Source organism: Paraburkholderia ginsengisoli NBRC 100965 (assembly GCF_000739735.1).
Taxonomy (GTDB): domain Bacteria; phylum Pseudomonadota; class Gammaproteobacteria; order Burkholderiales; family Burkholderiaceae; genus Paraburkholderia; species Paraburkholderia ginsengisoli.
The window spans coordinates 250,623-273,003 of sequence record NZ_BBJF01000004.1 but is presented as its reverse complement, the minus strand read 5'-3'; the positions used below and the strand labels follow the sequence as shown (position 1 = coordinate 273,003).

The 22,381-nt window shown below is 55.6% G+C and carries 16 protein-coding genes and 4 pseudogenes; 15 read left to right on the top strand and 5 right to left on the bottom strand.

Annotated elements, in window-relative coordinates:
- Positions 1-366: 366 nt before the first annotated feature.
- Both BGI01S_RS05315 and tnpC (BGI01S_RS29405) read left to right on the top strand, forming a co-directional pair.
- The gene (locus tag BGI01S_RS05315) at positions 367-1,566 is read left to right on the top strand and encodes a tyrosine-type recombinase/integrase (protein ID WP_042323033.1); all 1,200 of its coding nucleotides are present in this window, start codon (positions 367-369) and stop codon (positions 1,564-1,566) included.
- 800 nt (positions 1,567-2,366) lie between these two features.
- Positions 2,367-2,962: pseudogene (gene tnpC / locus BGI01S_RS29405) on the top strand (IS66 family transposase); the annotation flags it as partial.
- Between the two features lie 56 nt (positions 2,963-3,018).
- On the opposite strand, the pseudogene BGI01S_RS31365 reads toward tnpC (BGI01S_RS29405), so the two are convergent.
- Positions 3,019-3,315, bottom strand: a pseudogene (locus tag BGI01S_RS31365) (aminotransferase class I/II-fold pyridoxal phosphate-dependent enzyme); the annotation flags it as partial.
- Positions 3,316-3,532: 217 nt separating this feature from the next.
- Positions 3,533-4,157: pseudogene (tnpC, locus tag BGI01S_RS05300) on the bottom strand (IS66 family transposase); the annotation flags it as partial.
- A gap of 76 nt (positions 4,158-4,233) precedes the next feature.
- Between tnpC (BGI01S_RS05300) and BGI01S_RS05295 the strand changes: the two are divergent.
- A complete protein-coding gene (locus tag BGI01S_RS05295; protein WP_084585279.1) occupies positions 4,234-4,746 on the top strand; it encodes a hypothetical protein in 513 nt (170 codons plus the stop codon).
- A gap of 653 nt (positions 4,747-5,399) precedes the next feature.
- Here the strand turns inward: BGI01S_RS05295 and BGI01S_RS29395 are convergent.
- Positions 5,400-7,463, bottom strand: a complete 2,064-nt coding sequence (locus tag BGI01S_RS29395; RefSeq protein WP_084585278.1) for a flavin monoamine oxidase family protein — start codon at positions 7,461-7,463, stop codon at positions 5,400-5,402.
- Positions 7,464-8,251: 788 nt separating this feature from the next.
- On the opposite strand from BGI01S_RS29395, the gene BGI01S_RS05290 reads away from it, so the two are divergent.
- The 6 genes from BGI01S_RS05290 to BGI01S_RS05270 are packed head-to-tail and all read left to right on the top strand — an operon-like array spanning position 8,252 to position 15,014.
- On the top strand, positions 8,252-9,742 hold the full coding sequence (locus BGI01S_RS05290; RefSeq protein ID WP_052400439.1) for an acyl-CoA carboxylase subunit beta: 1,491 nt from the start codon (positions 8,252-8,254) through the stop codon (positions 9,740-9,742).
- A gap of 10 nt (positions 9,743-9,752) precedes the next feature.
- A complete protein-coding gene (locus BGI01S_RS29390) occupies positions 9,753-10,976 on the top strand; it encodes a hydroxymethylglutaryl-CoA reductase (protein ID WP_084585277.1) in 1,224 nt (407 codons plus the stop codon).
- Positions 10,973-12,469 (top strand): acetyl-CoA carboxylase biotin carboxylase subunit, encoded by a 1,497-nt coding sequence (locus BGI01S_RS29385; protein WP_084585276.1) that lies wholly within the window; start codon positions 10,973-10,975, stop codon positions 12,467-12,469. Before BGI01S_RS29390 ends, BGI01S_RS29385 begins: the two co-directional genes overlap by 4 nt.
- Positions 12,470-12,479: 10 nt before the next feature.
- Positions 12,480-13,094: an acyl-CoA carboxylase biotin carboxyl carrier protein subunit gene (locus BGI01S_RS29380; RefSeq protein ID WP_167335629.1), complete on the top strand. Its 615-nt coding sequence runs from the start codon at positions 12,480-12,482 to the stop codon at positions 13,092-13,094.
- Positions 13,095-13,131: 37 nt separating this feature from the next.
- Positions 13,132-14,514, top strand: coding sequence for an MmgE/PrpD family protein (locus tag BGI01S_RS05275; RefSeq protein ID WP_084585274.1), 1,383 nt, complete (start codon positions 13,132-13,134; stop codon positions 14,512-14,514).
- A gap of 59 nt (positions 14,515-14,573) precedes the next feature.
- A complete protein-coding gene (locus tag BGI01S_RS05270) occupies positions 14,574-15,014 on the top strand; it encodes a MaoC family dehydratase (RefSeq protein WP_042323024.1) in 441 nt (146 codons plus the stop codon).
- Positions 15,015-15,223: 209 nt separating this feature from the next.
- Here BGI01S_RS05270 and BGI01S_RS05265 read toward each other — a convergent pair whose 3' ends face one another.
- Together BGI01S_RS05265 and BGI01S_RS29375 are read right to left on the bottom strand one after the other, a co-directional pair.
- Positions 15,224-15,847 carry a TetR/AcrR family transcriptional regulator gene (locus BGI01S_RS05265; RefSeq protein ID WP_232624349.1) on the bottom strand — a complete coding sequence of 208 codons (624 nt, stop codon included), beginning with the start codon at positions 15,845-15,847 and terminating at the stop codon, positions 15,224-15,226.
- A 116-nt stretch (positions 15,848-15,963) separates the two neighbouring features.
- Positions 15,964-16,763: pseudogene (locus BGI01S_RS29375) on the bottom strand (IS5 family transposase).
- A 312-nt stretch (positions 16,764-17,075) separates the two neighbouring features.
- On the opposite strand from BGI01S_RS29375, the gene BGI01S_RS05260 reads away from it, so the two are divergent.
- The 6 genes from BGI01S_RS05260 to BGI01S_RS05235 all read left to right on the top strand — a co-directional run bounded on the left by BGI01S_RS05260 (position 17,076) and on the right by BGI01S_RS05235 (position 22,370).
- A complete protein-coding gene (locus tag BGI01S_RS05260) occupies positions 17,076-17,966 on the top strand; it encodes a LysR family transcriptional regulator (protein ID WP_042323022.1) in 891 nt (296 codons plus the stop codon).
- 439 nt (positions 17,967-18,405) lie between these two features.
- Positions 18,406-19,158 (top strand): hypothetical protein, encoded by a 753-nt coding sequence (locus BGI01S_RS05255; RefSeq protein WP_042323020.1) that lies wholly within the window; start codon positions 18,406-18,408, stop codon positions 19,156-19,158.
- Between the two features lie 118 nt (positions 19,159-19,276).
- A complete protein-coding gene (locus BGI01S_RS05250) occupies positions 19,277-19,510 on the top strand; it encodes an AlpA family transcriptional regulator (protein WP_042323018.1) in 234 nt (77 codons plus the stop codon).
- A 20-nt stretch (positions 19,511-19,530) separates the two neighbouring features.
- Complete coding sequence (locus BGI01S_RS05245; RefSeq protein ID WP_042324409.1) at positions 19,531-20,394, top strand: ParA family protein; 864 nt, start codon at positions 19,531-19,533, stop codon at positions 20,392-20,394.
- Entirely contained in the window at positions 20,378-20,641 is a 264-nt protein-coding gene (locus BGI01S_RS05240) for a hypothetical protein (RefSeq protein ID WP_042323017.1), read from the top strand. Before BGI01S_RS05245 ends, BGI01S_RS05240 begins: the two co-directional genes overlap by 17 nt.
- Complete coding sequence (locus tag BGI01S_RS05235; protein WP_042323014.1) at positions 20,634-22,370, top strand: ParB family protein; 1,737 nt, start codon at positions 20,634-20,636, stop codon at positions 22,368-22,370. Before BGI01S_RS05240 ends, BGI01S_RS05235 begins: the two co-directional genes overlap by 8 nt.
- Positions 22,371-22,381 lie beyond the last annotated feature (11 nt).

Here is a 22,381-nt window from a genome sequence, read left to right as displayed (position 1 = left end):
CAAATGCGGCGCTGCCGACACGCAGCAAACCATCAGGCAAGGTCGATACAAACAGCGCAAGTTTTTTTGCGCTTGCCTATCAGCAAGCGCCGCCGCGAATCCAGCGGAAATCGAACGCACAAAAACAAAACCCCGCAGAGCCTGGACTCTGCGGGGTTTGCCGCCATTGCTGGCGGAGACGGAGTCCAACTGGCGGAGAGAGCGCCCCACATTGTGAAATTCACTAACCTCTACTGAGTTCCAAAAGCCCTTTGGTATCAAGGATATAGGAAAGAATCCGGGTAACCCCGATTCCGCAAACATCCTGTCAGAGCCACGGGAAGCTTGGAACCATTTGCTAGTCATTTTGCTAGCTAAGGAGGTTGTATGCGAACTCTCAATCGGCTCACCGCTATCCAGGTAACACGGGCAAAACGCCCGGGGGTCTACAGCGACGGCGGCGGTCTGTACTTGCAGATTACCCGAACGCTCTGCAAGTCGTGGCTTTTCCGCTACATGCGGCATGGCAAGAAGCGCGGCATGGGTCTCGGTCCCATCCATACGGTTTCACTCGCCGAGGCGCGCATCTTGGCGCTTGACTGCCGCCGACAACTTCTCACCGGGGTTGACCCGCTAGACGACAAGCTCGCCAAACAACGCGCCGCGAAACGTGAACGCACCAAATCGCTGCCCTTCCGTGATTGCGCGAGCAAGTACATCGAGGCACATCGGGAATCGTGGAAAAACGAAAAGCATGCTGCTCAATGGGAAAGCACCCTCACGACCTACGCTCACCCAATTGTCGGCGACATGATGGTGGCCGAGATCGACACCGATGAAATCATCAAGGTGCTGGAACCAATCTGGAAAAGCAAAACGGAAACCGCTTCGCGCCTGCGTGGTCGCATCGAGTCCGTCCTTGCCTGGGCTACCGTTAATCGCTTCAGGTCCGGAGAAAACCCCGCCCGGTGGAAAGGCCACCTCGATCAACTGCTGGCAAGGCCCTCGCGTCTGCAAAAAGTGCAGCACCACGCGGCACTTCCGTATGCCGACATTTCCAGCTTCATGTGTCAAGTTCGAACCCAGGAGGGTGCGGCAGCAATCGCACTGCAACTGGCCATTCTGACCGCCTGCCGCACCAACGAAGTCATCGGTGCTTGCCGTTCGGAAATTGATCTTCAGTCTGCGATCTGGACCATTCCTGAAGAACGCATGAAAGCGGGACGCGAGCATCGTGTCGCCCTTTCGACGGCCTCCATCGCATTGCTCAAACCTCTCCTCGAAACAGGTTCCAGTAACTTTGTCTTTCCTGCGAGCACGAAAGACAAACACCTGTCGAACATGGCCATGCTCCAGCTCCTCAAACGGATGAAGCGCGAGGATCTAACGGTGCACGGCTTCCGTTCCACGTTCAAGGACTGGGCTCGCGAAACTACAGAGTATCCACGCGAAGTTTCGGAGGCTGCCCTGGCACACGCTATCGGGGACCAGACCGAAGCTGCATACGCGCGCGGCGATCTATTCGCAAAGCGTGCCTGTCTAATGCAGGACTGGGCCAACTACGTGGCCGGGCAAAAAAAATCGTAGCCGTTTGCCGGCAATTGCCATGGCTGTCTTCCAGCCCGAAGACAGCCATGCCGCATGCCCGTGGAATCGAGCTGAGGGATGTCTACGAAGAATTGCACGACAAGCTACAAGCGCAGTCGGCCAGAGCTCCGGGTCTTTCCGGTCTGCTCTTCAGTACGGCCGCGTTCTGGAATCTAGAGAAGAATCACGCGCCACTTGCTGCAATCTCGCAAAAGTCAATCAGAGGATCGCGAAGAAGGCGGCCGAACTGGCGACGCTGCTGGAGTCGCGCTCCGACCTATGCGACACGTCCGGTTTCAGTGGTGACATCGATTACCCCGTTTGCAACGTGACCAGGGCGGCATTCGACGACGGTCAAGTGGCCGTACCCGACTCAGAATTGCGGTAGGGATGCCCATTACTGAGCCCCCCCCCGCACAGATCCCGGCGTGCCCAATTCGAGCACCGGGCTCCTACCTCGGGTGTTTGACGGCGAAGCGCCGATCAGGCCACAGATGAAGGATTCGAGGGGGCGGAAGCCAGGCATTGGCGATTCGTCTCATTCGCTCCCACGTCATGGCGTCCTTCTGACTGCGCCGCCGAAGCGTGCGCCGCCATAGATCGGTGACGTGATGCCGGAATGCGACGAGTGCCCGCGAGTTGGTAGGCACCGCGTGATACGCGAAGTAGCCGCGAACCACCTGCCTGAGCCATTGCCCTTGCACTGGAATCGGTTCGCGCATGCGCTTCCGCAGCGCCTCCTTGATCTGCCTGAGTCTCGCCCGCATGCAATCCCCTCGGGTCCTCCGTTGTAAGACGTTGTACATCAGCCCGAGGACACGTGCTGTCCGCAATGCGGGGGCGCGCTGGGCGACCTCGGCGAGGACGTTTCCGAGCAACTCGACTATGTACCAGGGCATTGGCGAGTGATTCGTCACCGCCGACCCAAGAAGGCCTGTCCGTGTTGCGACTGCATCGTGCAGGCGGCTGCACCCAATCGGCCAATCGATCGCGGCATGCCCGGTCCCGGATTGCTCGCGCATGTTCTGGTCGCCAAATTCTGTGACCACCTTCCCCTGTACCGACAGTCAGTGATCTATGCGCGCGACGGCGTGGAACTCAGCCGTTCGACACTCGCGGACTGGGTCGGCCAGTGTAGTGCGTTGCTCCGGCCACTCGTAGAGGTCGTTCGCCGATATGTGATGGCCGCCTCGAAGATTCACGCGGATGACACGCCGGTACCTGTGCTCGAGCCCGGCAATGGCAAGACCCGTACCGCGCGGCTCTGGACGTACGTTCGGGATGACCGGCCGGCTGGCTCGAAGGACGCGCCAGCGGTCTGGTTCGCATACAGTCCCACGCGGGCTGGTGAATATCCACAGGCCCATCTGAAGACTTCAGGGGAACGTTGCAGTCGTCCTCAACGATCCACGCATCCTCCCGCTCGGCCCAGTCCAATAGCGCGAGCCGGCGCCGCAGGCTCATCGTCACACCGAGCGGGAACTGATGCGACGGCGTGACAACCGCGAGGCGCGCTCGGGCAGCCAGTCGTATACCAATGTCAACGTTGAGCCCCTCCGCGTCGACCGGGACCGGCACAACGCGCGCGCCGGTGCTGTCGATTGCGCTGTGTCCAGCGACGAAGCCGGGGTTTTCAATCCACACGGCGTCCCCTACGTCGGTCAGCAGGCGCGCGGCGAGCTCGATCGCATGCTGCGCGCCGGACGTGATCACGACGCTATCGACATCGCATGCTAGGCCGCGCGTCATACCCAAATGCTCGGCGATCGCTTCCCGCAGAGGCCGGTAGCCAGCCGGATCCGAATAGCCGAGTTGGTCGGCGGCTGGCAGTCCACGACAGAAGCGAGCTGACAGGCGCGCCCACGTGTCATAGGGAAAAGCGTCGAGCGCTGGAGTGCCCGGTGCGAGTAGGCCCGGCCCGCGTCGGTAACCGTCCGACCGCGATCGTTCTTGACAGCGCGTTGAGTCAGGCGGCGGCGTGGTGAAGCTGATCGGTGACGACGCATGGCAACAGTTCGTCGACGCGATTGACAGGATGCTCGGCGATGCGAGCGATGACGTGGCGCAGGTAGGCCTCGGGATCAAGGCCGTTTAGTTTGGCGGTACCGACCAGGGTATAGATTGCGGCGCCACGTTCGCCGCCGCTGTCGGAACCGAAGTGCAGGAAGTTTTTTCGACCGAGAGCGACGGCACGTAAAGCGCGTTCGGCTGCGTTGTTGTCGATTTCCACGGCACCGTCATCGACGTACAGCGTGAGCGCTACCCACTGATTCAGAGCGTAGTTGATGGCTTTGGCGGTATCGCCTTTCTGCGGCACCGTACCCAATGTCGAGTGCAGCCAGATCTCGAAGGCATCGAGTAGCGGACGCGCCTGCTCCTGCCTGACACGTCTTCGTTCGTCTGGTGGTTTGCCGCGAATTGCGGCCTCAATTGCGTACAGTTCGCCGATCCGGCGCAACGCTTCAGTGTTAGCCTCGCTCCTCCGTGCGACGAACAGATCGTGGAATTTGCGACGTGCGTGCGCCATGCATGCAGCCTCACGCACATCACCATCTTCGAGATCGCGTTGTACCCGCGAACGCATCGGCCTGCGACGGCGATTACCGCTATGCCGGTCGGCCGCTGCACCCGCTCCGCGCGCTCGGCCGGCAATCGGCCGCGAATCGCGTGATCTACGTCGGCACGTTCGCAAAGGTCCTCGCGCCGGGTCTCCGGATCGGCTTCCTGATTGCGCCGCCGGGCCTCGCCGACGCATTCGCGCGCGCCCCTGCGTTGGTAGACCGGCAATCGCCGATGCCTTTGCAGATCACGCTGGCAGAATTCATCGGCGAGGGACATTTAGCGACGCACCTACGCCGCATGCGGATGCTCTATGCGGAACGCCGCGACGCGCTGCTGGTTGCTCTCGAACGCCACTGCGCGGACGTGCTTGACCGGGAATCCGCGCCCGACGCAGGTCTGCATCTGGTCGCAAGGCTGCGCGGCGCGAGCGCGCCTGATGCCGATCTCGCCGTCTGGGAGGCCGCCACGGCGCTTGGGTTACAGACGCCGCCGCTGTCGCCGCATTACCGCGCTGGCGGTGAAGCCGGGCTCGTAATCGGATTCGGCGCGACTCGGCCAGGTAACATGGGGGACGCGGCGCGGAGATTGCGGCGCGCGATTGTCGGACGACGACGCTAGTCAAGGGAATAAACAAGGTACCCGTCATATAAGAACCCTTTGCCTGGTCGACCTTATCGCGACATGTATGGGCCCGACGTCTTTTGCAAGCTTCCTGTCCACGATGTCAAAATGGTCTGCACACATATATCCGGCTTGCCCGGTGGGTGATTGCTGAAGCACGCCCGCAGCCTTGATGAGATCCGCGTATTCCGTCCTTAACACAACCGCGACTTCACAACCATGACATGCCACGAAGCACTTCTTCGATCGTGGAATACAGAAACTACATTTGTCGCTTTCGCCATTCAAAAAACTCCCCTCACCCGACCATAACTCTTCTCCGTACTACAATCGTTTTTTCTGAAGTTATTTTTTAATAACTTATTAAAATATACACCCCTAATTTATTTTAACGAAAAATTCACAAAATTTCGGGTAGCAGAAAGTTACAACCCCGCGTCGGCGAGGCTGTAACACACGTGGTTGAACACCGTATGAAAAGACGTTCCGTATTGAATATATGGGGCGTTTCCCCTGTCAATCACATTCGCTCAAACATAGACCATTTGTCCGTCAAATTCCTGATCATGGGGTAGATTATTCGGCTCGTGCTGTTGATAGGCAGACTGGCGTCTGCGCCCGAAGCACCGCTGCCACATACCGGCTAGATGTCAATTCATTGGAATAATTGGCGTCAGAGTCGTAAATAGCTTGCGCGCCTCGGAATTCAGGCTTTCCAGATTCCCGTTATTGTCTAAAAGGATGATTCCTGCCACGGCATTGGCTGCGGTCATGAATGCGCCCTCCAGCCATCCACCCAGATGACTGAAGCTACATCCAGCAAGAAAAAATCGACTATTCAGTGCTGGGTACAGGGCGTGTGTGTGATAGCGAAAACAGAGACTCGATTGATGATGATCACCAGTAGAATCAAGTTTAAAGCCACCTGCGGTCAGGTAGGTGGACCAGTCGAATGACACTCGGTCTGTCTGGATCACCTTCGTTAATAACTGCCCTAGCCACCACTTACTTCCCGGTGCGTGAGGGTCGGTGCGATACGCACGGTTGATCATCGCGCCAAACATCTCACCATTCCTCGGAGGCTCTGCACTTTCAGGCCAATTGGCGAACGAATGTTGCAGTCTTGTAGAATCGTCGTCCCACGTGTAACTTACGAGAAAGCTTCTGTAGCTACCAGGGTTTGTCGTGCTCGGAACCATGTAGGTAGCAGCGAGTCCCGAGTCAGAAATAACTGCGCTTATTGGGCTTCCCTGCATGGGAAAATGAGGAACAGGAGCACCTGTCGCATTTGCTTCGGTGATGGTTGCAAATATCTTCGACGATCGCGTCATATGAAGCATCCCGATGGCTGTTACCGGACGGGCATTGACTGCGTCTTGTCCTGTCGTTGTCGACAACAGTAATGATGGGCGAACCGCAAAACCTGGATTTCTGGCTGTCCCGGAATCTCCAATCAGAACACCGCTCCCTGCAGTTGTTCCGTAGCCAAGTCGACTTGTGATCTGGGCTGCTGCATCGTGCGGCATTGCAATGATCGCATAATCGAATGTTGAGAACTCTACCGAACTCGTATTCGGACGATAGTACGCCACGCCGGCCCTACGTGGATTGTCTTGATGAAAGACATCGGACACTCGCGCCTGTACAACCTGAACATTAAAAATGCTGCCCCCCGAATTCGCCTGGCGGTAGAGGGCTTCAATGAAGTCAACGTTGGTGGGTGCCAAGGATGATGGGAACGTATATTCGTTTGAATAGTCCCAAAGAATTAACCTCATCATCTCGACTAGAGATATATTGAAAAGTGGCTTGAACCCTCCTGTTCCAAAACCGAAGCGGCCAAACAATTCGACACACCAATTTATCAGTTGCTGACCTGTTAAGCCTGACACGGAGGGAAGCCTCCCGCCTAGTTTGGTCAGAATATGCCGAACCGCTGCTTCTAATGTTGTCCCGTCATGATCTTTGACGAATGCAGCCCAATCCCGCCCTATCTGTTGTAACTCCGATGCGGGCGTATTAGCACTTTTTAGCAGAGGAATGACGGCAGCAGCGCTGCGATTACCGATAAGATATAATGATGGCCCGCCAATACCTGCTAAGCCCTCCAAAACCAAGTTCCGGACCATTCTGGTGGGCGAATTCATGTTTTGCCAATTATCACCCAAATAGCGATCGGTCTGGCTGCCAAACACGAATTCGGTCGGAATCGTCCCCGGATTGGGAAATGGGTTGACTACGTGAGCCCCGCCAAATGCCGCTCTGGCATAATGCCAAGTCAACCCAGCAATTGATGGGAAACGCATTGCACCGATTTCATAGACGGCATTAGGTACTCGCTGCGATGAAACTCGTCCTGCACGTCGTCGATTGCTATTCGACGCAAACAAAAAATTTTGTGAATCTGTTTCAAACAACGTAACGTTCAATTTATAACCCGGTTGCGGCATGGTTCCGAGGTCTGGCAGCGCTCGCCGCAATTCATATAGTGAGGCAATTCCAGCCGGTCCTGCGCCGATAATTGCGATGTTAACCTCCCCTACAATTCTTTGTAATTGACCAATTCGTGTTCCAACGACCAGAGGGTAGGAAATCTCAACGGAATCCGGATGTCGATAGTAGCGCCCCTCCCCATTTGCGAGACTGTCTATCGTCACGACGTCTCTGCGTTCGGTTGCCGCCTTGGCAAGATCTTTAATGACAGTGACACTCATTTCATACCTCCTTGGTAACCGCACATCGTGCGTGGATCTGTCGCGAATTGCTGCGGGAGAAGTTGCCGCACATTGGATTCATATCGGAGATCAAAGGCAGTGCTTCCAAAGGGAACATGAGACAGCCTCGTTGGGCCAATCGTTATCACGTCGACCAGGCTGTTCGCAGCAGGAAAGTGTTAGGCATGGACGCGTTACCGGCGTGACCCCATCACGCTTGAAGACGGTCGCAGTCGAAAGACTAATTTTCAAAGAAAGCATGATGAGCATCCCCATATTGAGCTTGACCAAGCACAACGACAACAAGCGCACCCCGGCACGCGTTTTTTGACATCGCACCAAGGTTATCTAGGCAGCCAATTTTCGATCAAATTCCCTAACGCTTTGATTTCTACAAACACCTTAGGTTTGCTCAGTATCACTATCAAGGCTCTGCCAGCATACTTGACGTTGCTTAACCATTTACCCTTCACGCTTTCTACTTCTCCATGCCGACTCGGCCCGTAGATTTAACGATCCAAAAAAATGTTCGAGACCTCCGCTTGCGCCTCAACCCCCACGGAAGTCGCACATAGTTGTGTTAGTCAATTCGCTCGACCGGCGAGAGCTCAGTTCAGTCGGACATCACGTCTGGAACATCGATCAAATTATTTGACCGTCTGGACGGATTAATATAAAGTCAGCTACGAAGCATGCACATCGATACACGCGGAACCTGGCTTTAGCGGCAACGTATGGCCATAGAGCTTGAACCTTCATTGTTTCCTGCTGCCGAGAGAACGATATTCATGAACGCTCAGTGTCAACAGTCCTCTATATCCGAAGAACGACCAATCAGCGCACAACAAGCTATCGATCTGCTCGTCGACCCTGCTACGTTTGTGGAATTGCACGAGCTGGCAGAACACGACTCACGACACTTCGGCGCTGAACACCGCACCGTCCCCGGAGACGGCTTGGTTACAGGCTATGGGAAAATGGATGGGCGAACCGTCCTTGTCTACGCACACGACCGCACGTTTCTGAGCGGTAGCTCCGGTCGTATGCATGCGGTAAAGATCTCAAGTTTGCTGGATCTCGCCGTGCGCGTAGGTGCTCCGATCATCGGATTGAACGAATCCTCAGGTATCAGAATTCACGAAGGTGTTGACGCAGGCACTCAATTTTCTGACGTTTTTTACAAGACGGTGAAGGCATCAGGTGTTGTGCCGCAAATCTCGATAATATTCGGAGACTGCGCCGGGGGTGCCTCTTACACGCCTGCCTTGACCGATATCATCATCATGGCCGGCAATGACGCTTCAATGTTCCTTACCGGTCCGTCAGTCATTCAGGCCGCGACCGGAGAGAGTGTCACCAAGGCCGAGATTGGTGGCAGTCGCGTGCATGCTGAGGTGACAGGTCTTGCTCATTTTCATGCCGATGGTCGACGACACGCAATTTCCCTCGCACGCGAGTTGCTTGGCTATCTTCCCCAGAACAATTCAACCCGTCCGCCGTTCAAGAACGAAGGTGACATAGAGCGCCGGACAACCGAAAAACTTAAACGCATCATTCCTTCAAATTTTTCGGAATCCTACAATATTCTCGATGTAATTCAAGAAATTGTTGACAACCATCAATTGCTAGAAATACAGCGAGAATTCGCCCCAAATATTGTTTGCGCCTTCGCTCATCTTGCGGGCCGGTGCGTCGGTATCGTTGCAAACCAGCCGGATTGCAAGGGTGGATGCCTGGACGTGAACTCATCCGTTAAGGCGGCGCGATTCGTACGGATGTGCGACTCATTCGACATACCAATCCTTACGCTTATTGATGTGCCTGGATATTTACCAGGCCTTGAACAGGAAACCGGTGGAATTATCGGTGCCGGCGCGAAGCTGTTGCACGCGTATTGTGAGGCAAGCGTTCCCAAGATTGCAATTGTGCTGCGCAAAGCCTATGGAGGGGCCTACCCCACCCTAGCAAACGCGTCGGCGACAGATTTCATTTTTGCGTTGCCCAAAGCCGAAATTGCCGTCATGGGACCAGAAGGCGCCGTATCCGTAATCTTCAAGCGGGAACTTGAAAACGCCAAAGACGCCGTGCAACGGCGCTCTGAGCTAATTCGAGAATACCGCGAAGCGCACGCGAGCAGTGAATATTCAGCACGAAGAGGATACATCAACAACATTATCCCCCCCGAAAATGTTAGAGACACGCTCATTTCAAGTTTTGATCTATTAGCCGAAAAAATCCCCAATGACCCGAAGCGTCGCCACTCGAACATCCAATTGTGATGGACATGATATGAAGATCCCCAGGTTTACAGATGCCGACTACAGCAGGGACGCAATCACAACCCGACTTCACTGGCTAGAAGATTGCACTGGTCGATCCTTTCCACACCTGTCAGGGAAAAGCTATCCGACAGAATTGGTGAACGGAACGTGCGAGAATCTTGTAGGCTTTGTAGACATCCCCGTTGGCTTGGCCGGGCCAGTCAGAATTAATGGCGTTCGTGCGCAGGGAAATTTTGTTGTACCGCTTGCGACTACAGAGGGTACTCTGGTTGCCTCGTTCTCGCGTGGTATGCGCGTTATTACAGCCAGTGGAGGATGCAATGTTACTGCACCCAATAACTCCAATGCGTCAACCGATGGAACTGTTTATCGCTTTCTCGGGGATGCACTAACAAAAGTCTCTGCCGTCGTTCTTCGAGACGCTTCCCTGGCGATGAGGTTTGATGCGTGGCTTCGATCTAATACCACTGCAATCGCTAATGCCGCGAACGCCACAAGCCGCTATGCCCGCGTAAGAGAAATCAGCCCATTGTTCCACGGCGAACTGGTCGGCCTATCATTTCTGTACGAAACTGGGCAGGCGATGGGCTTGAATATGGCGACGAAAGCCAATGAAGCGGCCTGTCAGTACATCCTAGCCAATGCCGGGGATATAGTCTGTGATTATTACAACACCCTTGGCGGTGACAAGCGATTTGTACCAAATGAAGCCAAGGGGCGCTATGTCGAGGCCAGTGTTCTCATTCCGAAAGAGGTAATCGAGAATACGATGCGTACAACGGCGACCCGAATGAGTCGATTCCTCCGCGCGTGTAACGCCCTTCTCGCGCAACGCGGGGCAACAGCTCCCAACATACACGTTTCCAACGCGCTGACGGCATTGTTTATAGCATGTGGGCAAGATCCTGCATTCGTTACCGTATCGTTCAAGAATGCCTGCACTACGTTTGAACCACGAGAGAACGGAGATCTACTGGCATCGGTCACGCTACCTAACATGATCGTCGGCACAGTGGGGGGCGGCACTCGCCTTCCCGTTCAGCAGGAATGTCTTGCGATGATCAATTGCGAAGATGATGCGCGCAAGCTATCGGAGATCGCGGCATCCGTGGCTCTAGCCGGCGAGATATCGGTTGCCGGCGCTATCACGGCAAGGGAGTTCACGCGTGCACACACTACATTGGGGCGGAGCGTGAGCGACAGGTCAACGTCCGCTGGAGGAAAAGCATGATCCGAAAGGTGCTCCTGTGCTGTCGTGGAGAGATTGCGATGAGATTTATTCGGACCTGTCGCCACCTAGGAATCGAAACGATCGCAGCCTATCCGATTGATGATGTGGGGGCACCGTATGTAACGGCTGCGAATCTGTCCGTTCCCATACAGGCACGCACGCCATCTGAAGCAATACCAGAGGTCATCGCAATTGCAAGGCTTACCGGGGCTGACGCAATCGCGCCGGGATACGGCCCCCTTGCGGAAAACGCGGAGTTTGCAGAGCTCTGCGTCACAGAGGGTTTTGTCTTTGTCGGCCCCAACGCGAATGCAATCCGCCTTTCGGGTGACAAAATACAGGCGAGAATGGCCGCAGAACAAGCCGGTGCATCCGTAATTCCAGGTGCAATGATGCCGACGGATACCAATTCCTGCGTGTCAATTGCACGACAGATTGGCTTTCCAGTCATTGTGAAAGCTGTATTGGGCGGCGGTGGACGAGGAATTCGGGTCGCTCATACCGAAAACGAGTTCATCAGCGCACTACAGGAAGTCAGGCGCGAGGCACACAACGCATTCGGAAGCGATCAAGCATACGTCGAGCGGTTTCTTGGCGAACAGGTTCGACACATCGAGGTTCAGGTTGTTGCGGACCAACACGGACGAGTAGTACACCTAGGCGACAGGGAGTGCAGCGTACAAAGGCGTCGCCAAAAACTCGTCGAAGAGGCACCGGCACCAAATTTGGTCGACCATATTCGCCAGAACCTGTACCTCCAAGCGACCAATTTGGCAAAGGCAATCGGATACGACAGCGCTGGTACCGTTGAGTTTCTCGTAGATCCCTGTGGTAGTTTCTACTTTATCGAGATGAACGCTCGCATCCAGGTCGAGCATCCGGTGACCGAATCTGTCTGCGGCGTGGACATCGTGGAACAAATGATTCGCTCCGCTTGCGGCCAGCCCCTGGCGCTTGACCAGGATAGCATCCACTTCGTGGGTCACGCGATTGAATTCCGGGTATGTGCAGAAGACCCACTCGAGAATTTCCTCCCGGCTGCAGGAGTCGCGTCTTCTTACGTCGTTCCAGAGGGCCCAGGGATTCGTATCGACTCTGGAATAACGTGTGGTACGGTTCAGTCACCGCGCTTTGATAGTCTGTGTACGAAGATCGTCGTCCACGGCAGGGATCGCTCGCAGGCATTGTTCCGCGCTACAGATGCCCTCCGGGAATTCCGGGTAACAGGATTTCCCACAAACGTCCCCTTTCACCGCTGGCTACTTCGACATCCAGACTTCGTCTGTGGTACCTATAACCTGGGACTGATGGCAGAGTTCATCGTTACCCCCGCAGAGAAATCGGCAATCCGGACCGAGTTGGCGATTGTTGCCGCAATCTCGGCCTTCCTAAGAGAAGGCATTCAACCGCATGCCGAATCAACGCACAAGAATATGGGTGCTTCGCTTTGGCGACTGCGTAACGAGCCCCGCTCGTACGTTGAATCATTCTAGAGGTCTGCTCATGCCAAAATTCAGCACAGACAAAAATTTTAAGTCTGCCATTTTTAATATCGTACGTGAAGCGGGCCAAGACGAGTCTGTTGAAATAAAGCTTGATCATCCGAGCGCGAATATCATCGATGCGACCGTCGAAGAAATGAGCTTTCGAGTTGAGATACTGCACATCAGTAAAGGAATGGATGAACCAACTGTGTCAAACCGTTTGTATTGCAAAATAAATGGGATTCCGCGCGAGTTTAATATCAACAAGTCTCTCGACGGCCGAACATGCGTGCTGGCCGACGGCTATTCCTCTAACTTTGAGGTTCAACCCGGCCCAAAGCGGGCCTCAACAATACTGCGGCACGGGAAGCCAAACCCAAAGTCGCCACTAATCACCTCTCCAATGCCGGCCACCGTGCTTGAAGTTCTGGGCGATGTCGGTAGTCAGGTTCGGCTCGATGCACCTCTTATACGTATTGAGGCCATGAAGATGATTACAACGTTGACTGCCCCCTTCGACGGCATCATACGAGAAATCGCCGTTTCGGAGCACCAGACTGTCGCCGCCGGTCAGATATTGCTTCGGGTAGAAGAGCAGAACATAGCAGCTACCGAAGGTCTGAAGCTTGCCTGAGCACATCGCCATTTTCTATTCATGATGGAGCATATAGGTGACTCTCGAAAAACGCATTGCAAAGTATCTAATTGACGCAACCCCTGAAAGCGTAGGTCCGCGAGCCATTCATACCGCTCATTCCTCATTGATCGATATACTCGGCGTAACGTCGGCAGGAGCATCCGACCCGGAAGTGAACCTTCTTGCCGACATCGTTGAACAATGGGGCGGAGCAGAACAGTGTAGGGTCCTGGGACGTAGCCGCGCCCTACCCGCACCTGCGGCCGCGTTATTAAATGGGGCAGCTTCCCGGGTATTTGACTTTGATGACGTCGTCGATTCTCTGGGAACTCACCCGAGTGTAGCGATCTTCCCTCCCTTGCTTGCCGTAGCCGAACTGTCAACGAAACCCGTCAACGGGCTCGATTTTCTAACCGCGTTCGCCATAGGGCAGGACCTGTCAGTTCGGTTTGCAAAGGCCCGCCATGAAACGCTTCTCGAAAGTGGCCGCTACGACCTGAGCAAAGTGATCGCGGCAACGGCCGCTGCCGGCAAACTGTTTGGATTGGGAGAGGACGCCCTCATTAATGCAATGGGGATCGCATATACATCTGCCCTCGGCGAAACCCAGTGCATGATTGATGGCACCTCGTCTGTTTTTTATCAACAAGGTCTAACTGCATCAAACGCAATAAAGGCGATTTTGCTTGCCGCTGCCGGATTCACCGGCGCGAATCGGTTCCTGACTGGTCGCTGGGGATATTATTCAGCTTTTGAGCCCGGATCGAACCTCACAATTATCGAGGATCGTCTGGGCACGGACTTCACGAACATTGACCATATTGCATTCAAACCATACCCGACATGTCGTCCGAATACCTCAGCCGTAGCACTTGCTCACTCGGTCGCCGATCAGAAAATCTACCGCGCCAATGACATTGATCGAATTGAAGTCCGCACCAACAAGCAGATCCGAGACTTGGTGTGCTTACCTATCGAGCAAAAGCAATCACCCACCAGCGTTGTGGAAGCGCGATTTAGCGTGGCATACAACGTCGCAACAGCTCTACATACTGGAGATCTATTCATTAGCGATTTCACTAAAGATGCCATTCGGCGTGAAGAGATACTGGCTATCAGTCGGAAGGTGCATTCGCTATACGATCCTGAATGTGAAGACGTTCAGCTAGGGGCACATGGAAAAATCAAGATTGCCATCTATCTGAAAAATGGAAAGTGCATGAAAGGGACAACAGACTATCCCAAAGGGAATCCCAAAAACCCGATGACCTCAGATGAAATTGATCAAAAATTCATTAAATGCCTCAAGCACACTGGAAATACCCGATTGATCGAGAAATCATGTGAGATTCTATCGTTACTCCATAGATTCCCCCGCGGAGAAGGCACAGTTAGCGACCTCACATCGCTTCTCTGATCGAAGTTCAACACATAGAGTCCTTATGAATCTGAAGACTCAAGGTCAATTACACGCAAATGAACCCAGCTTATAAAGTAGGCGAAACTACATCACGAACTGTTACGTTTGATACCGATTCTGTACGGCAATTTGCAACCATGGCCGGAGACATGAGTCCTCTGCACCATGACGAAGAGTTTGCAAAAACAACCAGGTTTGGTGGGCTAATTGTGAGTGGCACCCACTACTCCGCCATGATGATGGGAATGGTTGCAACTTTTTTGACACAGAAAAGTGCAGGTCTCGGTTTGGAGTTCGAGTTCCAATTCCGGAAGGCTGTTGCGGTTGGCGAGACCGTCCGGATGGAATGGCGCATCGTAGCAGTAGACGAAAATCCAAAGCTTAGGGGCGACATCATTACTCTTGAAGGTTTTCTGCTGAGCGAAAATGAGGAAATTTGCGTTCTCGCAAAATCAAAAAGTCTTAGTATGCCGAAGGAATCGCTAACAGCAAAATAGAATATACTTGGAAACTAGCGGCTAAAAGAAGGTCCTTCGGAAAGGAAGCACGAAGTCGGTCACATTTGAGAACATGATCACTAGAATTCGTGAAAGCTAGCGCTCACGTTGGATCTAGCAAACGGATTGATTGACCCTAGTGCTACTACTTCAGGCAGCGACCAGCACGCATAGTGTGCTACTGAACAGAAAATTATCGAACCGAGCTTTTAGAGGAGCCCGTGTAAGCACAAATCGGCTGCTTTTCGCGCTAACGTTGCCAAGTTTAATTTACCCTTCGGTTCGTACCAAGTGTATGTCCAGTTAAGCATGCCGTAGATCAACATGGCGTGAGCCGAGGTGTCCAGTCGGGAAGCAAACTTTGTCTTGTTCAGCTCCTTGAGGAGCGCCCCTAGCTGTTGGACTAAGCGACGTTCTGCACGGCGTACTTCGTCCAGCGCCGCTTCCGGCAAATACTCAGCGTCTGCGAGCAGCACTTTATGAGGATCTCGCGCTTCAAAATAGTATTTCAGATGAGCAAGCACAAACTGTCGCAGCTTCTCCTCAGGTTGCAACTTCGACTCCGTGATGTGACGAGCAATGGTAAGCAAGCCGTTCACATGCCGGATGAGCATCGCCTCGAGCATCGCCTCCTTCGAAGGAAAGTAGTGATACATTCGCGACTTTGAAGCATTGCATGCGACTCCGATGTCTATGATGTTTGTATTTTTGAAACCCTTTTGCGCAAAAAGATGTGCGGCAGTCGCCAACATTTCTAACTTGATGTCGTCGAAATTCTCCGACCGCGTCCGTGCCATGGCTTCGATATTGTCCACAGTAAGCAATGCCGTCATTCTAGCCGATTGTTTATCTCCTCGGCGAGGTCGACTATCTTCGACAACCCCTCCGAATCGGGCGAGGACTACGCAAGCATTCGAATCTTGACCACTTCTAGGTTGACTAAGCGTCGCTAACAAACCTGTTCGGAGCCGCAAGCAGATACAGCACAAGCAAGTAGGAGCAAGGCCACATGGTGACCGAAGCCTCGTTCGAAGCAGAGACGCAGTTTGCCGAAACCGGCAAGCTGTATATGGGTGCGCTCGACAATTCGGCGTTGACGACCGAGCTTTTCGCTGGTCTCGATACCTCGTCAAGCGATGCGTGCTGTCACACCTCGTCGATTCAACGACTTCCGGTACTACGCGTACTCGTACTCCTTGTGGGCACGAACGTTGTCCGTGCGCTAACGGGACCGACCCGGAAGAGCCTGCATCAGCCGTACACTTCCGAGCGCAGCCTCAAACACTTTCGAGTCATGTCGGCTGGCACCTGTGACCACGCGTGCCAGTGGAATACCCTGACGGTTTGCTGCGATATGGCACTTGCGTGCCGAACTTACCTCGGTCAGGTTCGGCCCGATCGGATCATTCCTCCGGGGGGTGGCTACGCTCGTACCATCGATGCTTACGCGACTTCAGCCAGTCACATCGTATCCACGCAATCGCGCGAGCAACGCCGATTACAGGCGGCCCCAATCGCCTTCGTCGTACCAATCTCGTCGCCGACACCAGCATGTCATACCGCGGCCGAAGCCCATCCGTCGCGGCAAGTCCTCAAGTGGAATGCAGGTGTACAGCACGAACAGAATCCCTTCGATGCCCCCCAGTCATCTACGCAAGGACGGGCGCCTTTCGGCGAGCGCAACCGCGCCGCCCGCAACGGTTCAAGCGTCTTCCGCACCTTGTCACTGATTCTCCGCTGTCTTGTCACCTAGTGTCCAATTCTAACTCTTCTCTTTCGAATAACATATTTTTTGGCGAATTTTAATCCCAATACAGATGACCATCGATTGAACGATCGATCGATGATTGCTGAGCGAGTGTTCTGTCAATCACCGCTATCCCATCCTTAAAATTGGAGCATCTCCAAATGGCCCGGCGATCCGTCGTGCGTGTCAACTATCAAATCCATAGCATCGCCATTCTTTAAAAAATAATCTCACTCCTCAACAGGTACATAACAAGCCATCGGTAGAGTGTCTGAATCAATTGTTGTTCCTCGTTCGCACAAGGATGATCCCGTATGGAGTTACGCCACTTTCGATACTTCATGGCCGTTGCGGAGGAGTTGCATTTTGGCCGTGCCGCCGAACGACTGCATATCGAACAATCACCACTCTCGCGTGCCATCAAGGAGCTGGAGTCTGACCTTGGCGTCCAGCTCTTTGAGCGGGATCGACATGGCACACGACTGACCTGGGCGGGCCAGGTGTTCCTAAAAGACATACAGCGCGTCAACCTCGCTCTCGAACAGGCGAGAACGAATGTTCGATCCGCCGCTTCGGGCTATCGCGGCATCCTACGCATCGCATTATCCGATGGCGTCGCTCCGCAACGCATGGGCGCGCTACTAGCACTGTGTCGCAAGGAAGAACCCGAGGTCGATATACGTCTTTTTGAAGTATCACTTGCGCAACAGCTCAAGGGGCTGCGGCAGGACCTTTACGACGCAGGCTTTGCGCGATCCAGCAAGGCCGGCGAAGGAATTATCGCAAACGCCCTGTGGGACGATCCGCTCATGATCGTGATCCCCGCGCGCCATCCCTTGCTCTCTCGCAAATTGATTCCGCTGGCCGAAGCCCTGACGTTCCCACTGATCCTCTATCGACCTGAAGCATATGAAGGCTTCCACGGCCAGCTGGACCGCCTGCTGCAGAGCACTGCGATCCAGCCCAATGTCGCGACGCGCGTCACCACGTTCAATTCGATGCTGGCATTCGTGTCCGGCGGTTACGGACTGGGCTTTTCCAGTGAACCGCTGATCACCGCGTTTAACTACCCTGAAGTGGTACCACGCGCACTAGCGGACGAGTCCGCACGCATGACCACGTATTTCCTGCGCCCGGCCGAGCAGGCCTCTCCCGAACTGGAACGCTTCATGGCGCGAGCATACGACATCACATCGAACGCATGACGCGCATCGCCCTCTTCGAGCGCGATCACCTGCCGCCTGGCCCCGGTTTTGCCTGACTTTTTAGGTCTGAGCTAAGACTTAAGGGCATCGGCGAATCAATACCATTCTGTTACTCGCATCACATAATTATTAAATATCTGGCGAATATTCCGGCAACATGTAAGACCTCGCATGTCTTACGTGTTGCAGAAATATTTTTGATGCAATCATGCGGACCCAATACACCTTTACACAACTTCGATCATGAACAAGAAATAATAACTGTTTGACTCAACTGACCATGATTATTTATTTACAAAACGTAAAGCACTGAGATAACTGTTAAATCCAGAACCAGACAGCAATCATTGCATTCAATCCAGTCGAATTGCCGAATATTGAAATCCACACACGTGTCCTCCATTCAGGAACAGGAGTTTCTCGAAATAAGGTAATTAAAATGCCTAAAACCACTGATATAAGCGACATGCAGCGGGTTTTCTATCGTCCCATTGAAGCGGCCATCCGATGGTCTGGACTGGTCCGATACGAGTCCCGCATCCTTGCCACGCTCGGTCCACGCAAACTCCCAGAACCAGACGATTTCCCGCGTTGGCCCGCGTTGCGCCTGAATACAGAACGCCTGTTCGACGCGATGGCTAACGGCGATCTGCCCTACGGACGATGCGGAATCACCAGCGATGACCCGTTGCTGCTCGACGACCCGGCTCTCACCATCCGCCACGTCGACCTGAAGGCCTGGATGGCACGCTTCTACCCCGATCAGAAGCCCGAATTCCTGTTCGACGCGCTTGAGCGCCATTTGCATCCGTCGCTTAATCTGGACGTTGTGCACATCCTGCTGGCGGAACACGAATCGCTCAATCTTCAACTTGCCGAACGCACCAGAGCGTGGGAATCACTGCATGCGCAGCATCAGGTGCTCAATGCCGAGCATAAGGCCGCCTTAGCCCTGAAGCAACAGCATCGCGAACCCGGGCCGCGCAGCCACACTACCTATCTGAACATCATCGCCGGCCTGCTGACCCTGATGCTTAGCCAGTCGCCTTCGGGTCGGCCCTACTCCAGCTTCAGCTCCCAGGAGTCAATCATCAACGCCCTGATTGCCCACTTCGGCAACGCACTGGGCATCTCGCAGAGCACCCTGGAAAACAAGTTCGCCGAAGCAAAGCGACGATTTCATTCCGGTTGAAAACACAACACCCTATCTGGGGCGTCGGAGATCCTATTTAGGGTTCCGTGCGGCGACAGCAGCCCATTCAATAGAGACCATTCCCAACCAAGCTACCGAGCGTCAAGGAGTGCCTCCAATGTCTGCGCAGATCAATCTTCCCGCAATGCCGACCGAACGCCGCATCCTGCGGCTACCCCAGGTCGAAGCCAGGACCGGCTTCAAGCACGCCCACATCTACAACCTGATGAAGGCGGGCAAATTCCCTCAGGCCATTCCGCTAGGCGTGCGCGCCGTCGGCTGGGATTCGGTCGAGATTGACCAATGGATTGAGGACCGGCGCAATGAGCGTGAGCAACGGGCTCCGGTCTGATGGCTTCGGGAAGCGGCGCCATGCAGGTCATTTCCATCATTTCGACCAAGGGCGGTGTGGGCAAGACCACGACCGCGGCCAATCTCGGCGGCTTTCTGGCCGATGCCGGCCTGCGCGCCCTTCTGCTCGATCTCGATGTCCAGCCCACCCTGTCGAGTTACTTCACGTTACTGGCACGAGCGGCAGGTGGCATCTACGAACTGCTGGTCTTCAATGAGCAGGACCCTGAGCGCCTGATATCGCATACGGCCATACGTGGCCTCGACCTGATCCTGTCTAATGATGACCAGGGGCAGCTCAATACCTTGCTATTGCATGCGCCCGATGGCCGTGTACGGCTGCGCAATCTCCTGCCGCATTTCGCCCCCCACTACGATGTCCTCCTGATCGACACGCAGGGCGCGCGCAGCGTTCTGCTGGAGATGGCGGTGCTAGCCTCCGATCTGGCGATATCCCCTGTCACACCGGAAATCCTCGCGGCACGCGAGTTACGGCGCGGCACCCTGCAGCTGATCGAGGACATCGCACCCTTTCGCCACCTGGGCATCACACCACCGCCTCTGCGCCTGCTCATCAACCGGGTCCCGCCGGTTTCGAGCAGCGCCCGGTTGATCCAGCAGACATTGCAGCAGATTTTTCGGGATCAGCCGGCCATCCAGATCCTGACGACCGACATACCGGCGATCGAAGCCTACCCACGCGCCGCCACCCAGGCGCTGCCCGTACACCGGGTGGAATATCGACGTCCCTCGGGCCGCGTCACCCCCGCGGCCATCGAGACGATGTGTGCGCTGGCCGGCGAACTGTTTCCGCAATGGATCGACCGGTTTGCACAGGTCGACGGCCGGGCAACCAGGACACCGTCTCATGCCCAACGTTCATGAACTGGCCCGCGGGCATCGGAAGCTGCGCCCGCTCATCGAATATGCGCTGCGCGAAGGCTGGGATGTCGAGCGTACCGCCGGTGGCCACCTCAAATTCCTCAAGCCGGGGCTACCGCCGATCTACACCAGCGCGACCGCCAGCGATCACCGCGCCATACGCAATGCGCGCGCACATTTGCGTCGTGTGGCACGGATTGCGCAGATCGCGGCAACGACTCCGATGCCGGGAAGCGATCGTGATGGTTGATCCTGCCTCCAGCGACATGGCGACCCGACTACTGGCCGAAGGCTTCCAGCGCACGGGCCCTGACGCAGCGTCGCTGAGCGACCCGATCGCCGACACACCGATGATCGTCACGCTCGATCAGTTACGCCCCTACGAGCACAATCCGCGGGTCACGCGCAACCCACTCTACGATGACATCAAGGCCTCGATTCGCGAGCGCGGGCTCGACGCGCCACCGGCGATCACCCGCCGTCCCGGCGACGCCCACTATGTTGTCCGTAATGGCGGCAATACCCGGCTTGCAGTCCTGCGCGAGCTGTGGTCCGAGACCAGGGACGAACGCTTCTTCCGCATTGCCTGCCTCTTCCGGCCGTGGTCAAGCCGGGGAGAGATTATTGCGCTCACCGGCCATCTTGCTGAAAACGAATTGCATGGCGGCCTGTCCTTCATCGAACGGGCGCTGGCCGTCGAGAAAGCACGGGAGCTCTACGAGCAGGAAAGCAATACCTCATTGACGCAGACTGGCCTATCACGCCGGTTGACCACAGACGGCTATCCCGTCAATCAGCCTCATATCAGCCGCATGCAGGATACCGTGCGCTATCTGCTGCCGGCGATCCCGCACCTGCTTTACGCCGGACTCGGACGGCCACAAATCGAGCGTCTGACGGCGCTGCGCCGCGCGGCGGCCCGGTTATGGGACGCCCGGGCGGCGGTCCGACACACATCGGTCGACTTTCCTTCGTTGTTCCAGGATGTACTCGCGTCGTTTGACGGCGAACCGGATGCCCTCTCGATCCAGCGTGTGCAGGATGAACTGGTCGGCCAGATGGCCGAGTTACTGGGTGCCGACTACGATGCGTTGCAGCTGGAGATTCACGATACCGAGAGCCGTCAACGTGCACTGATCAGCGAACCGTCCCCGTCACCAACACTGACGCTAGCCTCGAATCCGGGCGGGGACGATCCCGCGCGCGTCGCGCCGGTGCCGCCCGTCCCCGTAGATCCCGACTCACCAGTTTCTCCGGTATCGTCTGCATTACCCGTCTCGCAAGCCGCCGACCTACCGCGCGCGACTGCTCCGGCTGCGCCGTCATCACCTCATCCGAAAGCGGCCGACGACAGTGACGGGCAAGCCGACGACGCACGGCTCAGGACGCATATAGTGTCGCCGGCACCGACCACGGAGCGTTTGGAGTCCATCCAGCAGATGATTGCCGATCAGCTCGGCAATCCTCGATCCGACTTCGTGGCAAACGTTCTGCACGCGATGCCAGTCCAGGTCGGTGGGCTCTACCCCATCTCCGACGTCTGGTATATCGATCCAGGGTTGGATGCGCCCGCGCGCCTGCGCGTGCACATCGCCCAGTTTGCCGAGGAAATCGCGGCGGAGGCTGACCGGGCGCACGCCATCGACGCGACAGCCGACGGCATCGGCTTCATCTGCAAAGTGGATGAAGCCGATGCATCCGCACCTGCCAGTGCGCTCTTCGCCCGTGCCGTCCTGATGCTGTTGCACGTCCTGAGCGCAGGGTATCAACGCGGCGGCCCTCCACCCACGCCGATTGATCACCTCCGATTGGCTGACGCGCTTGGTCCGTTACTGCTAGGTCGCCTTGATGACAGCCCCGCGATGCGCCTGAGTGACGTCGCCCTGGTCAAGCTCTTTCGTCTGCTGCGACTCGCACGGCGGTTGCTGGAACTGGAAACCGGCACGCCTTCGAATGACGCCGCCGCGGCCGGCAACTGAAACCGAGGGAG